The 16391-nt window shown below is 66.7% G+C and carries 15 protein-coding genes; 8 read left to right on the top strand and 7 right to left on the bottom strand.

The window, feature by feature from the left end:
• Positions 1-513: 513 nt before the first annotated feature.
• Positions 514-1026: a DUF402 domain-containing protein gene (locus AB0J16_RS06425; protein WP_358535300.1), complete on the top strand. Its 513-nt coding sequence runs from the start codon at positions 514-516 to the stop codon at positions 1024-1026.
• 92 nt (positions 1027-1118) lie between these two features.
• On the opposite strand, the gene AB0J16_RS06430 is transcribed toward AB0J16_RS06425, so the two are convergent.
• On the bottom strand, positions 1119-1508 hold the full coding sequence (locus AB0J16_RS06430) for a hypothetical protein (protein ID WP_358535302.1): 390 nt from the start codon (positions 1506-1508) through the stop codon (positions 1119-1121).
• Positions 1509-1621: 113 nt separating this feature from the next.
• Here AB0J16_RS06430 and AB0J16_RS06435 point away from each other — a divergent pair, with 113 nt between their 5' ends.
• Positions 1622-1825, top strand: coding sequence for a hypothetical protein (locus AB0J16_RS06435; protein WP_358535304.1), 204 nt, complete (start codon positions 1622-1624; stop codon positions 1823-1825).
• A gap of 648 nt (positions 1826-2473) precedes the next feature.
• On the opposite strand, the gene AB0J16_RS06440 is transcribed toward AB0J16_RS06435, so the two are convergent.
• Positions 2474-3730, bottom strand: a complete 1257-nt coding sequence (locus tag AB0J16_RS06440) for a glucarate dehydratase family protein (protein WP_358535306.1) — start codon at positions 3728-3730, stop codon at positions 2474-2476.
• Positions 3731-3834: 104 nt separating this feature from the next.
• On the opposite strand from AB0J16_RS06440, the gene AB0J16_RS06445 reads away from it, so the two are divergent.
• Positions 3835-5307, top strand: a complete 1473-nt coding sequence (locus AB0J16_RS06445) for an aldehyde dehydrogenase (NADP(+)) (protein ID WP_358535308.1) — start codon at positions 3835-3837, stop codon at positions 5305-5307.
• 162 nt (positions 5308-5469) lie between these two features.
• Here AB0J16_RS06445 and AB0J16_RS06450 read toward each other — a convergent pair whose 3' ends face one another.
• From AB0J16_RS06450 to AB0J16_RS06470, 5 genes are all read right to left on the bottom strand, one after another.
• Positions 5470-6375, bottom strand: a complete 906-nt coding sequence (locus tag AB0J16_RS06450; RefSeq protein ID WP_358535310.1) for a 5-dehydro-4-deoxyglucarate dehydratase — start codon at positions 6373-6375, stop codon at positions 5470-5472.
• 427 nt (positions 6376-6802) lie between these two features.
• Complete coding sequence (locus AB0J16_RS06455) at positions 6803-7564, bottom strand: IclR family transcriptional regulator (RefSeq protein WP_358535312.1); 762 nt, start codon at positions 7562-7564, stop codon at positions 6803-6805.
• A gap of 79 nt (positions 7565-7643) precedes the next feature.
• Entirely contained in the window at positions 7644-8507 is an 864-nt protein-coding gene (locus AB0J16_RS06460; RefSeq protein ID WP_225290619.1) for a carbohydrate ABC transporter permease, read from the bottom strand.
• Positions 8504-9430: a sugar ABC transporter permease gene (locus tag AB0J16_RS06465; protein WP_225290620.1), complete on the bottom strand. Its 927-nt coding sequence runs from the start codon at positions 9428-9430 to the stop codon at positions 8504-8506. Before AB0J16_RS06465 ends, AB0J16_RS06460 begins: the two co-directional genes overlap by 4 nt.
• A complete protein-coding gene (locus AB0J16_RS06470) occupies positions 9427-10734 on the bottom strand; it encodes a sugar ABC transporter substrate-binding protein (RefSeq protein ID WP_358436253.1) in 1308 nt (435 codons plus the stop codon). Before AB0J16_RS06470 ends, AB0J16_RS06465 begins: the two co-directional genes overlap by 4 nt.
• 139 nt (positions 10735-10873) lie before the next feature.
• Between AB0J16_RS06470 and AB0J16_RS06475 the strand changes: the two genes are divergently transcribed.
• From AB0J16_RS06475 to AB0J16_RS06495, 5 genes are all read left to right on the top strand, one after another.
• A complete protein-coding gene (locus AB0J16_RS06475) occupies positions 10874-11668 on the top strand; it encodes an NAD(P)-dependent oxidoreductase (protein ID WP_358535315.1) in 795 nt (264 codons plus the stop codon).
• Positions 11669-11907: 239 nt separating this feature from the next.
• A complete protein-coding gene (locus AB0J16_RS06480; RefSeq protein ID WP_358535317.1) occupies positions 11908-12882 on the top strand; it encodes a sugar ABC transporter permease in 975 nt (324 codons plus the stop codon).
• Positions 12866-13735, top strand: a complete 870-nt coding sequence (locus AB0J16_RS06485) for a carbohydrate ABC transporter permease (RefSeq protein ID WP_358535319.1) — start codon at positions 12866-12868, stop codon at positions 13733-13735. The genes AB0J16_RS06480 and AB0J16_RS06485 overlap by 17 nt, the downstream gene beginning before the upstream one ends.
• Before the next feature lie 34 nt (positions 13736-13769).
• Complete coding sequence (locus AB0J16_RS06490; RefSeq protein ID WP_358535321.1) at positions 13770-15044, top strand: extracellular solute-binding protein; 1275 nt, start codon at positions 13770-13772, stop codon at positions 15042-15044.
• Positions 15045-15107: 63 nt separating this feature from the next.
• Complete coding sequence (locus AB0J16_RS06495) at positions 15108-16388, top strand: Gfo/Idh/MocA family oxidoreductase (RefSeq protein ID WP_358535323.1); 1281 nt, start codon at positions 15108-15110, stop codon at positions 16386-16388.
• The last annotated feature ends 3 nt before the right edge of the window (positions 16389-16391 follow it).

Raw genomic sequence — 16391 nt, forward strand, 5'->3', positions numbered from 1 at the left:
GTCGGCGGGTTCGGGAGCGCGAGTGAGGTTGGGGATGGAGCGCTGGGGTGTGGTGCGGTCAGGGCTGTTGGTCGGCGGGTTCGGGAGCGCGAGTGAGGTTGGGGATGGAGCGCTGGGGTGTGGTGCGGTCAGGGCTGTTGGTCGGCGGGTTCGGGAGCGCGAGTGAATTGGTGGGCTGTGGTCCCAGCCGTAAGGAGGGGGCAGGGGTGTTGGTGGGTGGAAGAGCACGCGGGTGAGATCGGGGATGTCGACGACGCGTGAGAATTCGGCCGTCGTTGAGGGGATGGAGCGCCGAGTGCGGAGAGGTCGGGGTTCTGTTGACCGGCGAGGTCGGTGAGGTGAAGGGCGTTGGTTGGTGGCTAGGGAATGCGGGTGAGGTGGGGAGCTGTAGTCGGGGTGCGAGGAAAGAGCGGGATGTTGGTCGGTGAGTTAGGGAAGGTGATGTGTCGGGGGATGTTGGTCGGAGGTTTGGGGAGCGCAGGATCTGAGTGATGGTCCGGTAGCGTCCCTGGAGTGACCGATGTGAGGGTTGTCTTCCGGAAGTACGGCGGGGCGTTGCACTGGAACCATTCCGCGAAGGTGCTCGGTGAGGATGAGCACGGCGTGTGGGTCGCGGTGCCGGGCGGGACGGTTGCTCGTAAAGGGGAAGGGCCGCCGATTGTGTGGGAGACCACGGCCATCATGTTGTTCCCGCGTGATGGCTGGTGGACGGCGTCTTTCAACTCGCCGCCGCATCGGGCTGAGGTGTATGTGGATGTCACTACCGTTCCCGAGTGGCGTGATGGTGAGGTGACCATGCTCGACCTCGACCTCGACGTGATCAGGATGCGTGACGGGCGGTTGATTCTGGACGATGAGGACGAGTTCGCCGAGCACCAGGTGTTGCTGGGATATCCGCAACAGATGATCGACCAGGCCGAGGAGACGGCCAGGTGGCTGATGGGCGCAGTGGGCGGACGGCAGGGGCCGTTCGGGGGTGCGCATTCGAGGTGGCTTGATCAAGGGGCTGGCAGCTACACGGCTTGATCAAGGGGTGGCAGCCACGCGGCTTGATCAAGGGGTGGCAGCCACTCGCTTGATCAAGAAGGTGGCGGCAGGACGAGCTGAGCGGTGGGCGGTCAGCGGATGAGGCGTAGGGCTTCGGCCATGGCAGCCAGACGGCGGGGGGAGGCGAGACCGGCGTGGTAGAGGTGAAAGTCCGTGGCGCCTGCCTTGGCGTACGTTCTGAGCTGTTCGGCGAGTGCCTGGCCGTCGGCGGGGCGTGGGGGAAGAGCCAGGACATATGCGCCCACTCGCTGGCCGGGACCGCAGAGTTCGCCCAGTCTGGCCAGGCGGGCGGCGTCCGAAGTCGGGTCGCCCCAGCAGTTGCCCACCAGCACCTCCGCTCCGGGCTCACCGGCGGGGAGAGCGGCGAACGAGCTGGCGGCCCAAGGGTCGGGGTTGGCGTGCAGGATGATGGGTACGTTCGGCGCGGTCTCGCGGGCCACGGTGATGAGGCGGGTGCGCAATGATGCCGACAGTTCAACGCGTACGTTTCGGACATCGTCGGCGAATGGGCCGAGGGCGGCCTCCACAGTGGCGGGAGACGATGGCGAGCTAGAAGCCGGCGACGCAGTTGCTGGTGAGGCAGCAGTTGGCGATGCAGGTGCTGGCGAGGCAGCAGTTGGCGATGCAGGTGCTGGCGAGCCAGAAGCTCGCGACGCAGCTGCTTGCGCGGCAGAAGACGGCGATGCAGGCGCTGGTGAGGAAGCAGACGGTGCGGAAGAGGTCGGCGTGGGAGATGCCTGGTCGTTCCTGCTCGACGCGGGCGAGGTTACAGCCCTAGCGGGAGGGCCGTCGATGGCCGCGCGCACGCGTTCTCTGGTGCCTTCTGGGTAACGAGGAGCGCAGGCCGTACAGAAGCAGAGTGTCAATAGGTCACTGTCTACGGACGTCCAGTCGGCGCCGGCCGTCTTGTCGTGCACGCTCTGGTGCCCGAAGCCCATGGGGCCGCACGCCTCGAGGATGAGGCCATCCGGTTCGCCGACGGTCAGGATCTCGCTGACCAGACGCTCGCAGTACTCGATCACGTCCTCGAAAGCCGGACACAGCGCATATGGATAGGGATCACCGAATGCGTTACGTACTACCAGGTCAGGGTGCAGACCGCCCAGGAAGGAGTTGTGTGTCAACACCGTCCACGCGTGTACCTGAAGTCCGACGGCCTTCAGGGCGTCCCGTGCCTGCAGGTAGGCGTCCGTGGGTGTCCAGGTTGGGGAGGCCGGTGTCAGGCGCCCCCAGGAGGACGGCCGTACTGGCAGGTAGAAAGCCGATTGTGGGACATCCAGCACCCGGTGGGCGGGGTGATACGGCGTTGCCGCGCGGGTGGAGTGATAGCTGGCCGCCAACGCGACGGCCTCGACGCCCAGCTCCGCGAGGCGCGAAGGGGCCGACGGGTCGCCGACGATGTCCCAGGGGTAGGCGTAGGCCACGTTCACCAGCGCGGTCTCCTCGCAGAGAAAGCAGGCTCGAAGCGCTGCATATAGGTGGTGTCGTCGCGCTCGGTGATTCCGCACGCGAGATATTGCTCATGCATCATGGCCAGGGCGTCCCGGTCCAGCTCGATGCCGAGGCCGGGCCCGTTGGGCACGGGTACGGCGCCGTCTACGAACCGCAATGCGCCCGGCGCGACCACATCCTGCCCGTTCTGCCATGGCGTGTGGGTGTCGCAGGCGTGGGTGAGGTTCGGCGTGGCGGCGGCCAGGTGGGTCATCGCGGCCAGGCTGATCCCAAGGTGCGAGTTGGAGTGCATGGACAGCTCCAGCCCGAACGTGTCACACAGTGCGGCGATATGCGAGGAACGTACGAGTCCGCCCCAGTAATGGTGGTCGAGCAGCAGCACTCCGATCGCCTGGGCGGCGATGGCGGGCGGAAGGTGCTCGGGCGTCACCACGCACATGTTCGTGGCCAGCGGCATCGGGACTTCGCTAGCGACCTTCGACATTCCGGGGATTCCGGGCGTGGGGTCCTCCAGATACTGCAGGCTGCCTTCGAGCGCCTGTCCCACCTGGATCGAGGTCTCGACGGTCCAAGCGGCGTTCGGGTCGAGGCGGAGAGGCACGCCCGGGAAGGCCTCCCGCAGGGCTATGACCGCCTCGACTTCTTCCTGAGGTGCGAACACGCCGCCCTTGAGCTTGATCGACGCGAAACCGTACTCCTTAATCAGCATCGATGCCTGCTCGACCAGCCCCGCCGGGTCGAGCGCCGCGCCGAACCTGTCGGGCTCGCTGCCCGGATGTCCCGCCCACTTGTAGAAGAGATAGGCGCTGTACGGCACGGCGTCGCGTACCCGGCCCCCCAGCAGATCGACGACCGGCACGCCGACTGCCTTGCCGCGAATGTCCAGACAAGCCACCTCGAAGGCCGCGAACACCCGATCGATGCTCTTCTCCTGGGTCGCGGCCCCGGTCAAGCCGTGCATATCGCTTACCACGTCGCCGACGAGCGCGCTGATTCTGGCGTACATCTCATTCGTGGCATGCACATCCACGCCGACGAGCGCCTCGGCGCATTCGCGTACCTTGGTGAGGTGCCCCAGGTCACCGTACGTCTCGCCGAGGCCGCTCAGCCCTTCGTCGGTGACCACCTCGACGATCGTCCGCAGCGCCCAGGGTTCGTGTACGCCGGCGGCGTTCAACAGCGGCGGATCCTTGAAGGCTACGGGGGTGACGTGGATCTGCCTGATGATCATATGACCGCCGTCCATATATGTGAACAAGTGCCAGGTTTGTGGACAGGTTGTCGCAACTGTAAGAATCAATATGAAGAAGTGTCAAGACTCCGAAGGGCCATTCGATGATCTACGGACACAACCCCAGGACCGGCGAGACCGTGGGCAGCGCCCTGCCTGAAACCGACCGCGCCGGGGTCGACATGGTTGTTTCCGCCGCGGCCGCCGCGGGTGCGGCCTGGCGGGCGACTCCCGCCGCCGAGCGGGCCGAAGCGCTGGAGGCTGTCGCCGACGCTCTCACCGCGAAGGTGGACGAGCTGTGGCAGATCGCCGACAGCGAGACGGCGCTGGGAGAGGTGCGGCTGCGCGGCGAGGTCGCTCGTACAGCCGGCCAGTTCCGGCTTTTCGCCCAGGTGATCAGGGATGGCGGCTACCTCGATGCCATCGTCGACCACGCCGACCCCTCGGCCACCCCGCCCAGGCCCGACGTACGCCGGATGAAGCAGCCGCTGGCCGGCGTGGTCGCGGTGTTCGCGGCGAGCAACTTCCCGTTCGCGTTCTCCGTGGCGGGTGGCGACACCGCATCGGCGCTGGCCGCCGGTTGCGCGGTCGTAGTGAAGGCGCATCCCGGCCACCCCAACACCTCCGAGCAGGTCGCTCGCATCGTCCGCAAGGCCCTGCCGTACCCCGACCTGCTGGGGCTGGTGCAGGGCATGCAGGCGGGCGCCGACCTGGTGCAGCACCCGAGCGTGGTCGCGGCCGGGTTCACCGGGTCGGTCCCGGGCGGCAAGGCGATCCAGGGGCTGATCGACCAGCGAGAGGTGCCGATCCCGTTCTTCGGGGAGCTGGGCAGCGTCAATCCGGTCGTCGTACTGCCGTCCGCGCCCATGGCCGAGGTGGCTACCGGGTTCGCTACGTCGTTGACGATGGGGGTCGGGCAGTTCTGTACGAATCCCGGGCTGATGTTCGTGCCCGAGGACGATGAGCTGCGCAAGGCGCTGGCCTCGGCCGTAGAGGGGACCACCGGCGGGCCGATGTTGGGCGAGCGGATCAGGGATGGCTACCTGGGCGGGCTGCGGCGGCTCGGCGAGCTGCCGGTGCTGGCCGAGGGCAAGGCGGGAGAGGGTAGCTTGGCCGTCACGCCCACGGTGTTCACCACGGATCTCGACTCGTTCGCGGCGAAGTTGCCGAGCATCAACGAGGAGTGCTTCGGTCCGGCGTCGATCGTCGTGACTTATCGCGAAATTTCGGACCTGCGGGCCGTCCTGGAGCGGCTGGAAGGGTCGCTGACGGCCACCGTGCACGCCACCGACCCCAGCGAGGCCGGTGAGGTCGCCGAGGTGCTCGGGCGTAAGGCCGGGCGGCTGATCTGGAACGGGTGGCCCACCGGGGTTGCGGTGTGCTGGGCGATGCATCACGGCGGTCCGTGGCCGGCTTCGACATCGGCAGCGCATACGTCGGTCGGCGCGACGGCCATCGACCGGTGGTTGGTGCCGACGGCGTACCAGGACTGGCCGGGTGAGTTGCTTCCGGAGGAGCTCAGGGACGACAACCCGCTGGGTGTCCCGCGACGTGTGGACGGCGCGCTGGGGCGTTAGTCAGGGACGGGATGTGGCAGGGACGCGCCCTGGTGTGGGCGCGTCTTGCTGTCTGGTGGTGTGGCGGGGACGGGCTCCGGTGTGGGCGCGTCTTGCTGTCTGGTGGTGTGGTGGGGATGGGCTCTGGCCTGGGGGTGTAAGGGCGCGTTTGGCAAGGGTCAGTCAGGCCCCGGCGATCTCCAAGCCGATGGCCAGGATGCGCTCCAGCTCCCGCAGGTCCTCCGCAGAGGGGTCGACCAGCGGAGCCCGTACGCCACCGACCGCCAATCCCCGCAACCGAACCCCCGCCTTGACCAGCGAGACCGCGTACCCCGGTACACGGTCCCGTAGCTCTACCAGCGGCAGGTAGAAGTCGGTGAGCAGTCGTTGCACCAGCACCTCGTCGTCCCCGGTCACCGCCTTGTGGAAGGCCAGCGCGATCTCCGGTGCGAAGGCGAAGACGGCGCTGGAGTACAGCGCCACGCCCAGCCCTCGGTAGGCGGGGACGGTCAGTTCGGCGGTGGGCAGGCCGTTGAAGAAAGTGAACTCCCGGTCCGTAGACCGCCGTACGGTCAGGATGATGCGCTGGAGCAGGTCGAAGTCGCCGAGTCCGTCCTTGAAGCCGATGATTTCGGGCAGTTGGGCCAGCTCGGCCACCGCCGAGGGGGAGAAGCGGGCGGTGGCGCGGTGATAGATGATGACGGGCAGCCCGCCGGCTGAAGCCACCTCACGCACGTAGCGGACCAGGCCGTCCGGGGGAGCGGTCACCAGGTACGGGGGCATCAGCAGCAGGCCGTCGGCTCCGTTGTCCGCCGCCGCGCGGGCGAACGCCTTGGCAGTGGGCAGTGGGCCGCCCGCGCCCGAGAAGACCGGGACCCGGCCGCCTGTGGCCCGCACCGACGCGGCCACGACCTTGGTGTAGTCGGCGACGTCGAGCGCGTTGAACTCGCCTGTGCCGCACGCGGTGAACACTCCTCCGGCTCCGGCGGCGACCCCATTGGCGACGTGCTCGGCCATTGTCTGCTCGGCTATGGCGCCGTCAGCGCCATAGGGGGTCACGGGAAAGAAGAGAACACCATCTAGCCGCATCAACAATCCTTCCTAGCGGATGAGCGGATAAGCGGAAGCCGATGAGCCCGAAGCAGATGTGTGGGCGAGCCCGGAGCAGATGCGCGTGTGAGCCCGAAGCGGATGTGCGGGCGAGCAGATTTGCGAGGGAGGGGGTGCGGGTCAGTGGGTCTGGGTGGGCGCCGAGCGGATGTGGATGCGGGTGTGCGGGGGAGGGGGTGCGGGTCAGTGGATCCGGGTGGGTCCGAAACTGAAGCGGACACGCGGGGGAGAGGATGCGGAGCAGTGGATGCGGGGGATCCCGAAGCGGTAGCGCATGAGCGGGCGGATGGGTGCGGGTCAGCGGCGGATGCGGGTGAGTCCGAAGCTGAAGCGGATGAGCCCAGAGCGGCAGTGGACGAGCGAGGGAGCGGAAGCGGATCAGCGGAACCGGATGGCCCGCAGCCGATCAGCGGATGCCCTCCCGGCGAAGCGTGGCGGCCAGCTTCCGCGTGTGTCTGGTCACCGCGTCCGTGACCTTCTCGATCTCGGCCGGTGCCAGGCCCGCCGGCATCGAGCAGCTGATCGCGTCCGTGGCCGGGATCCGATAGTCGACCGCCACCGCTACGCAGGCCACGCCCGGTGTGCCCTGTTCGCGTTCGTAGGCCCAGCCCCGGGTGCGTACCTGGTCCAGTTCCCCGATCAGCTTGGCCGGATCGGTGAAGGTGTGCTCGGTGATCGGCGTCAGCGGGCCCGGCAGCAGGGCCGCGACCTCGTCGTCGGTGAGCTGGGCGAGCAGCACCTGGCCGAGCGCCGTGACGTGGGCGGGCAGTCGTCGGCCCACCCTGGGGATCACGTGGTGTGCCTCCCGCGACTCCCTGGTCGCCAGGTAGAGGACGTGCGCCTCGTCGCGGCGGGCGAAATGTGCGGTCTGGCCGGTCTCCGCGCGCAGGTCCTCCAGCGTCTCCTGGGCCAGGGGCAGGGCGGGGTCCTTGTCGAGGTACGCGGTGCCGGTCAGTAGTGCGTGCGGGCCGATGCCGAAGGCCGATCTGGCGGAGTCGGTCTCGACCCAGTTCAGCTCGACCAGGGTGCGCATCAGGGCGTGCAGGGAGCTGCGTGGAAAGCCCGTGTGCTGCTGGAGCTCCGACAGGGTCAGGGTCTCGTGGGAGGCGGCCAGAGTCTCGAGGATGCGGACCGTCCGCTCGGCGGACTTGACTAGCTGGGGCTCCATACTCATCCCATCTTGACAGAGGCTTCAGAGTGTCAGCATATGGGATTCCATCCAGATACATGGACAGATACATGGACGCCTAACCCTTGATGGCGCCGCTGGTAAGGCCGCGCATGAACTGCCGTTGGAAGGCCAGGAACGCGATGATCGACGGCAGCAGCGCGAGCAGTGATGCCGCGAGCAGTACGCCGATGCCGACCTCCTCGTCGGAGCGCAGGGAGCGCAGCGCGATGGGCAGGGTCCACATGCTGGACTCGGGCGCCACGATCAGCGGGAGCAGATACTGGTCCCAGATCATGGTGAAGCCGAAGACGCCGATGACGCCGAGCGCGGGCCGGCACAGCGGCAGGATGATGCCGAAGAAGATGCGCAGTTCGCCCGCGCCGTCGATGCGCGCGGCCTCCTCCAGCTCGACCGGCACTTCCTTCATGAACTCGGTCATGACCAGGATGGAGAAGCCCCAGGCGCCCACCGGAAGGATCATGCCCGCGTACGTACCGATGAGATCGGCGTGGATGATGGGCATGTCGGCGAGCACCAGTGAGAGCGGGATCGCGATGATCTCCTCGGGCAGCATCATCGTCGCCAGCATGATCAGCATCACGAACGCCATGCCCCTGAACTTCTTGCGCGCGAGCGCGTAGGCGGCGAAGACGCTGACGAGCATCTGGAGCAGCAGCCCGAACCCGACCACCACGAACGAGTTGAACAGGTAGTGGTAGACGTTCTTGTTGCCGGCCTGGACGAAGTTCTCCAGGGTGAAGTCGTCGGGCCAGAGCGTGAATCTGGTCGGGTCGAGCGTCTTGCTGAAGGCGCTGACCAGCAGCCCGACCAGCGGCCCGGTGAAGATGATCACCATGAAGGCGTAGACCAGCACCTTGAGGGTCGTGGCGAGAGGCCCCCGCCTGGACTCCAGGCCGAGAGCGCTGTCGAATCTCATCATGCGTTCTGCCTCCTGCGCATGACCTGGGTCAGCACCGTGAGCAGCAGGGTCACCGCGAACAGCACGATCCCGCCGGCCGACGCGGTGCCCAGGTCACCCTTCTGGAACCCGAGCTTGTAGATCAACGTCATCAGCACTTCGGTCGATCCGTTCGGCCCGCCGTTCGTCAGCACGTACACCTCGACGAAGACGCGTATGCCGCGGATGGCGGCGAGGGTGAACAGGATCCAGAACACCGGGCGCAGCGCGGGCAGCGTGATGTGCCGCAGCCGGTGCCAGGTGGTGGCCCCGTCGACGGCGGCGGCCTCGTACAGCGTGCGGTCCACGCCGACCAGGCCCGCCAGGAAGATCATCATGTCGTACGGCGTGCCGCGCCAGATGCTCATGCCCATGATCGACAGCAGCGAGGAGTGCTCGCTGGCCAGGAAGGGCTGCGGATCCAGGGAGATCCAGCCGAGAATGGTGTTGATCATGCCACTGTCGGCGGGGTGATACATGATCCGCCAGACCTCGGCCACCGCCGCCATCGTGGTCACCACGGGCAGGAACGCCGCGGTCCTGATGAACCACAGGTAGCGTGCCGGACCCTCGATGAGCAGTGCGAACAGCAGGCCCAGGACGAGCGAGCCCGCGGTCGTGCCCAGGGCCAGCACGATGCTGTGCCAGATGGCCGAGACGAAGGCGTCGTCGGTCATGATCGTGGCGTAGTTGTCGAGGCCCACCCATCGATCACCGACGTAGCGGACCTCGAAGAAGCTCATCCGCAGGCCCTCGAACATGGGGATGAACTTGAAGAACAGGAACAGCAGCAAGGCCGGCGACAGGAACGCCCACGCGATGAGGGTCCCCCGCCGCCGCATCCGCTTGGGACGGCGGCGGGGGGTCTCCGTGCGGCTCCGCGCCTGGGTGAGCGTCGGAGTCATGATGCTTTCTGGGTCTGCAGTTCCTGGGTGAGCTTGGTGCTCAGCGTGTCCATCGCCGTCTTGACGTTGGCTGAGCAGTCGGCCCACACCGTGTTGATGGAGTCGGCGGAGTCCTGGCGGATCGGCGCCCAGTTCGGCACCGGCGGCGCGTATACCGCGTTGGCGTAGGCCTCCTGGAACACCTTCCAGCGCGGATCCTGGCGTTCGGCGGCCATGTCGACCTGGGAGTTGACCGGCAGGCGGACGATGGCGCCGTTGGCGTCCTTGTTCATGCCGATGCGCTGGCCGTCGGGAGAGACCGCGAACTCGGCGAACTTCTTCTGGCCCTCGACGTTGTCGGAACCGGCCATCTGGTAGACGTTCTCGCCCTCACCGAGGGTGCCGGGGCCGCCCGACGGGCCCTTGGGCACCGGTACGACCTCGATCTTGTCGGTCCCGATGCTCTTGACGAACCTGGCGAGCACGTACGGGCCGACCAGGTAGATGCCGCCCTGGCCCTTCTCGAACACCTCGTGGGTGACGGTCGTGTCGTTGCTGACCGCGCCCGGGTTGACGGTCTTGGCCTTGCAGAACTGGTCCTGCAGGTACTGGACCGCCTCCACGGTCTTGGGGTCGCTCACGAGAGGGCTGAACTTGCCGCCGCCATTGGCCTTCACGAAGTCGCCGCCGTTGGCGTAGATCAGCGAGGAGGCGTACCAGGAGGCGTAGCCGCGCTTGGTGCCCGCGGGGATCACGAAACCGGCCGTGTCCTTCTGGCCGTTGCCGTCCGGGTCCTTGTCGGTGAAGGCCGCGGCCAGCTTGGCCAGGTCGTCCCAGGTCTTGGGCGGCTCCATGCCGACCTTCTCCCGCCAGTCCTTGCGGATGATCAGGGCGAAGGCCTGGGCGGAGAACGGCGTGCCGTAGTACTTGCCGTCGGAGCCCTGGGCGGCCTTCCATGCCTGCTCCGACACCTTGTCGCCGCCGGCCAGCTTGGCCTTGTCGACCTCCTGCAGCCAGCCCTGCGTGTGCATGTTGCCGAGTTGTGCCGTGTCGTTGATGACGATGTCAGGTAGCTTCTTCTGAGCTGCCTGCTGTTGAAGCTTCGTCTCGAAGTCGTCGAAGAGCGCGACGACTTTCGTTTTGATACCGCTGGCCTTCGTGAACGCGTCGGCCAGTTTCACCGCCGTTTTCGCGGAGTCGGAATCGGGCGCCTGCCTGATCCAGATCTCCAACGCGTCGTCCGAACTTGATCCCCCGGAGCCGCAGCCTGTCAGCGTTACGGCCAGGGCCGTCGCAATCGCGGCCCCGAGCAGCTGGCGTGACATCAGACCGCCTCCCGTTCACATATATGGACACCTGTCGCAGACGTGGAGCCTGTCCGTGTGAACGTAACGAGTGACCTAGGTCACGGTCAATATTCAGGAATGTGAATTTGGACCAGAGTTGTGTACAACAATGAGCCATATGCGCATTCTCATGACCGGCGCCGCCGGCAAGGTCGGTACGCTGCTCCGCCCCCGCCTCGCCCGTGACGGGCGTACGCTGCGCCTATCCGATCTTCACCCGCTGGAGACCGCGCCCGGCGAGGAGATGGTGACGGCCGACCTCACCGACGAGGCGGCCATGGCCGAGGCGATGAAGGGCGTCGACGCGGTGATCCACCTGGGCGGCCAGAGCCGGGAGCATCCGTGGGCCGACATCGTGCGGGCCAACATGGACGGCATGCACGTCCTGCTCGAGGCCGCCCGGCGGGAGGGTGTCGAGCACCTCGTGCTGATGGGCAGCCACCACGCGGCCGGTTTCCACACCCGCCCGGCCGGTGGCGCGGAGCTGCCCGACTACGCCTTCCCCCGGCCCGACACCTTCTACGGTGTGAGCAAGGTCGTCATGGAGGCCCTCGGCAGCCTCTACCACGACAGGTTCGGCATGAACGTGACCGTGATCCGGCTGGGCACCTGCAACGAGGCTTCGGGCGACACGCGCGGCCTGGCCACCTGGATCTCCCCTGACGACCTCGCCCGTCTGGTGGAGGCCGCGCTGACCGCGCCCGGCTACCACGTCGTCTGGGGCGTCTCCGACAACGCGCGCCGCTGGTGGTCGCTGGAGGAGGCCCGGTCGATCGGGTACCTCTCGCGGGACGACTCGGAGGGCCAGGCCGCCGCGCTGATCGCCGAGCACGGCGAGCCCGATCTGAGTGAGCCGCTGCACGACCGCGCGGGCGGCGTCTTCACGCTGAAGGACCTCGGAGGCAAGTGGTAGGACGTTTCTCCTGCGTGACGCCCTCATAAGGCGCTGTGCAACCGGTTGTATTCAGTCACAAAACATTCATCCGACCCTTTGCTCTCGACTATTCATTGAACTGGCGAAATATAGATCACGATATATCGATAACAGCTATGTAACGCCTGCAAAGGGTTGACGAAACTTTTGGCACACCTATAGGAAGGCGCTATCCCATCCCGCCGAGCCGGGCAAGCCCTGATACGAGGGGTGCATGAATGTCTGTAACCCCGGACAGCGCGGTTGCGACCGTGCCACCACGCGCGCAACCGCCCGGTGGGCGTCGCCGCATCGCACCCGTTAACGCTCACAAGCGTCGTGAGGCCCGTACGGCCTACGTCTTCCTCGCGCCATGGTTCATCGGCTTGTTCGTCATCACCATAGGCCCGATCCTGGCGTCGCTCTACCTGTCGTTCACCGACTACAACCTGCTCGAAGCGGCCAAGTGGGTCGGGTGGGACAACTACCGCGAGCTCTTCACCGTCGACACGCGGTTCCTCACCTCGCTGAAGGTGACCACGATCTATGTGGTCGTGTCGGTGCCCTTGCAGCTGGCCTTCGCGCTGGCCCTGGCCTTGGCGCTCGACCGCGGGCTGCGCGGCCTGTCGTTCTACCGTTCGATCTACTACCTGCCCTCCCTGCTCGGTGGCAGCGTGGCGATCGCGATCCTCTGGCGCAAGCTCTTCGGTAGCGACGGCCTGGTCAACTCCGTGCTGGACATCTTCGGCATCCAGGGCGCCGGTTGGGTCTCCGACCCTGACACCGCGCTCGGGACGCTGATCCTCCTGCACGTGTGGACCTTTGGCGCGCCGATGGTGATCTTCCTGGCCGGGCTGCGGCAGATCCCGCAGAGCTACTACGAGGCGGCGGCGGTCGACGGGGCGAGCAGGTTGCGGCAGTTCCGTTCGATCACGCTGCCCCTGCTGACGCCGATCATCTTCTTCAACCTCGTACTCGAAGTGATCAAGTCGTTCCAGTCCTTCACCCAGTCGTTCATCGTCAGCAGCGGCACGGGCGGACCGGTCGACTCCACGCTCTTCTACACGCTCTACCTGTATCTGAAGGGCTTCAAGAGTTACGAGATGGGCTACGCGGCCGCCATGGCCTGGGTCCTCCTGCTCATCATCGCCGGCCTGACCGGCGTGAATTTCCTCGCGTCGAAGTATTGGGTCTTCTATGGCGACACGAAGTAAGCCGCTGCCGCTGCTGTTCCGCCCGCTTCCGCGGGGCAGCCGCGTCCTCAAGCACATCCTGCTGATCGGCTTCGGCTTGGTCATGCTCTATCCGCTGCTCTGGATGGTGTCCAGCTCGCTGAAGCCGGAGGACCTGATCTTCCGCGAGCCCGGTCTGTGGCCGAGCAGCTTCACACTGGAGAATTACCGCGAGGGCTGGACCGCGCTCAAGCACTCCTTCGGCTACTACCTGTGGAACTCCGCCGTACTTACGGGCTTGACCGTGGTGGCGAATCTGGTCGCCTGCTCGCTGGCCGCCTACGCCTTCGCCCGGCTGGACTTCCCGCTGAAGAAGCTCTGGTTCGCGGTCATGCTCGGCTCGATCATGCTGCCGTACCACGTGACGGTCGTGCCGCAGTACATCGTGTTCTCCAAGCTCGACTGGATCAACACGATCTGGCCGCTGATCGTGCCCAAGTTCCTGGCCACGGACGCGTTCTTCATCTTCCTCATGGTCCAGTTCATCCGGACCCTGCCGAGGGAGCTGGACGAGGCCGCGGCCATCGACGGCGCGGGCTACTGGAGGGTCTTCCTCCAGGTGATTCTCCCGCTCTGCACCCCGGCGCTCGCCACGACCGGCATCTTCACCTTCATCTGGACGTGGAACGACTTCTTCAGCCAGAACCTGTACCTGACAAACTCGGACAATCTCACAGTGGCCGTTGCACTCCGCTCCTTCCTAGACTCCAGTGGCGAGTCGTCGTGGGGCCCCATGTTCGCGATGTCGATCGTGTCATTGGGGCCGATCTTCGGCTTCTTCCTTGCCGGTCAGAAATATCTGATTCGTGGTGTAGCGACCACCGGACTGAAGTAACACCCCCCGCAACTCTTCACCAGGAGGTAGAGCTGTGAAGCCTAGGATGATGTGGACCGTCGCCCTGCTGTCGGCGGCCGTCATGACGGCCGCGGCCGGCTGTGGCGGCGGTAGTGGCGACAAGGCGAGCGGCGACAAGATCCATCTCCGCTTCTCCTATTGGGGCAGCGACGCGCGGCAGAAGCTCACCGAACAGGTCATCAAGAAGTTCGAGGAGAAGAACCCGACGATCGACGTCGAGGGCGACTTCTCCAACTGGGAGAGCTACTACGAGAAGCTGGCCACCAAGGTGGCGGCCAACGACTCGCCCGACGTCATCAGCATCGAGATCCGCGGCCTGAGCGAGTACGCCGGCCGCAACGCCCTGGCCGACCTGGCGGGCAAGGTCAACACCGCCGACCTCGACCAGCAGGTGCTCACCAGCGGCCAGGTCGACGGCAAGCAGTACGCCATCCCGAGCGGCGTCAACACCTTCTCGATGCTCGTCAACAAGTCGGCGCTGGAAAAGGCCAAGCAGAAGCTGCCCGACGACAAGTCCTGGACCTGGGACGACTGGATCAACCTGGCCAAGCAGATCTCCGCGGCCGGCAACGGGGTCAACGGAGCCGAGTACAACTACAACCCCGCCTGGCTGCAGATCTTCGCGGCCCAGCGCGGCGAGAAGTTCTACGACGGCAACAAGATCGGGGTGACGCCCGAAACGCTCAAGGCGTGGTGGGGCATCCACCAGCAGCTCATCCAGACCAAGGGCTCCGCCGACGCCGCCAAGAGCGCCGAACTGATCTCCGTGGGCCCCGAGCAGTCGCTGCTGGCCACCAACGCGGGCGCGATGGGCATGTGGTGGAGCAACCAGCTCAACGCCCTGTCCAAGGCGTCGGGCCAGGAGCTGACCCTGATGCGGATGCCCAAGGCGGCGGGCGCGACCACCGGCGGCATGTTCCTGCAGCCGTCGATGTTCTATACGGCCTCCGCCAAGTCCGACCACCCCGCGGAAGCCGGCAAGTTCATCGACTTCCTGGTCAACGACCCGGACGCGGCCTCGATCCTGCTGAGTGACCGTGGCCTGCCGACCAACGCCAAGGTGCTCGCGGCCGTCAAGGGCAAGCTGCCGGCCGTCGACCAGAAGACGCTGACCTTCATCGACGCCGTGAAGGGCGAGCTGAGCCCGATCGTCGCCCCGCCGAAGGGTGCGCTGCAGATGGAGGACATCCTCAAGCGCAACAGCGAAGAGGTCCTCTTCGGCAAGACGACTCCGGACGCCGGCGCGCAGAAGTTCCTGACCGAAGCCAACGCGGCCATCGCCGGCTGAGGTCTGATCCAGGCTGGGGGCGCGACAGCCCCCAGCCCCCACTCCACGACTCGGGGAGAGAAGTTGAGCACCAGGTACGCCTTCGTCGGACTCGGCCATCGCGCCCAGATGTACGTCGACGCCCTGCTGGGTGACTGGCGGGACACCGGTACGATCGTCGGCCTCTGCGACGTCAACCAGACGCGCATGAACTACTACGTCGAGCGCATCGGCCGGCAGGTGCCGTGCTTCGCCCCCGACGAGTTCGGCAAGCTGCTGGAGCTGGCCGACGCCGTCATAGTGACCACGGTGGACGTGACCCACGCCCGCTACGTCGTGGCCGCGCTCGACGCGGGCCTCGACGTCATCGTGGAGAAGCCGCTCACCATCGACGCCGAAGGCTGCGAGGCCATCGCCGCCGCCGCCGAGCGCAACCCGGGCAAACTGGTGGTCGCCTTCAACTACCGCTACTCCCCGCGCAACTCGGCGGTGAAGAAGCTGATCAGCGAAGGCGCGATCGGCGACGTCACCTCCGTCCACTTCGACTGGGCGCTGGACACCATCCACGGCGCCGACTACTTCCGCCGCTGGCACCGCGACAAGGCCAACTCGGGCAGCCTGCTGGTGCACAAGTCCACCCACCACTTCGACCTGGTCAACTGGTGGCTCGCGGCCGCGCCCGAGCTCGTCTTCGCCCAGACCGACCTGCGCTTCTACGGCCAGGCCCTGCCCAGGGGCCCGCGTCCCGCCCGTGGCCAGGGCGCGCCCGGTCTCGGGACCGATCCGTTCATCCTGGACATCTCCACCGACGAACGGCTCAAGCGCCTCTATCTGGACGCCGAGCATGAGGACGGCTACATCCGCGACCAGGACGTCTTCGGGCCGGGCGTGACGATCGACGACAACATGTCGGTCCTGGTCCGTTACGCGAATCGGGCGATGCTCACGTACTCGCTCACCGCGCACGCCCCGTACGAGGGCTACCGCGTCGTCTTCAACGGCACGGAGGGCCGGATCGAGCTGGAGGTCCTCGAGCGGCCCTGGACCCCGGAGCACGCCGCGATCGACCCGAGCGCCGCGGGCAAGGAGCACATGGCCGGCGCCGGGGAGAAGCTCATCCTGCACCGGCACTGGCAGGAGTCGGAGGAGATCGCCATCGAGCAGGGAGAGGGTGGTCACGGCGGCGGCGACCGGCTGCTGCTCGACGACGTCTTCCGCGGCCCCGGTGATGACCCGCTCGGGCGCCCGGCGGGTTACCGCGACGGCATCCGCAGCGTGCTGGTCGGCGTGGCCGCCACCCGCTCGGCCAGCACCGGCACGCCCGTCCGCCTGGCCGCCGACGGCACCCGCCTCGTCGGCGCCTGACCG

It is taken from the genome of Nonomuraea sp. NPDC049750 (assembly GCF_040659625.1).
Lineage (GTDB): Bacteria > Actinomycetota > Actinomycetes > Streptosporangiales > Streptosporangiaceae > Nonomuraea.

Coding starts and splice junctions, on each gene's coding strand:
- AB0J16_RS06440 (WP_358535306.1), bottom strand. CDS start 3,730: ATGATCATCAGGCAGATCCACGTCACCCCCGTAGCCTTCAAGGATCCG.
- AB0J16_RS06445 (WP_358535308.1), top strand. CDS start 3,835: ATGATCTACGGACACAACCCCAGGACCGGCGAGACCGTGGGCAGCGCC.
- AB0J16_RS06450 (WP_358535310.1), bottom strand. CDS start 6,375: ATGCGGCTAGATGGTGTTCTCTTCTTTCCCGTGACCCCCTATGGCGCT.
- AB0J16_RS06455 (WP_358535312.1), bottom strand. CDS start 7,564: ATGGAGCCCCAGCTAGTCAAGTCCGCCGAGCGGACGGTCCGCATCCTC.
- AB0J16_RS06460 (WP_225290619.1), bottom strand. CDS start 8,507: ATGATGAGATTCGACAGCGCTCTCGGCCTGGAGTCCAGGCGGGGGCCT.
- AB0J16_RS06465 (WP_225290620.1), bottom strand. CDS start 9,430: ATGACTCCGACGCTCACCCAGGCGCGGAGCCGCACGGAGACCCCCCGC.
- AB0J16_RS06470 (WP_358436253.1), bottom strand. CDS start 10,734: ATGTCACGCCAGCTGCTCGGGGCCGCGATTGCGACGGCCCTGGCCGTA.
- AB0J16_RS06475 (WP_358535315.1), top strand. CDS start 10,874: ATGCGCATTCTCATGACCGGCGCCGCCGGCAAGGTCGGTACGCTGCTC.
- AB0J16_RS06480 (WP_358535317.1), top strand. CDS start 11,908: ATGTCTGTAACCCCGGACAGCGCGGTTGCGACCGTGCCACCACGCGCG.
- AB0J16_RS06485 (WP_358535319.1), top strand. CDS start 12,866: ATGGCGACACGAAGTAAGCCGCTGCCGCTGCTGTTCCGCCCGCTTCCG.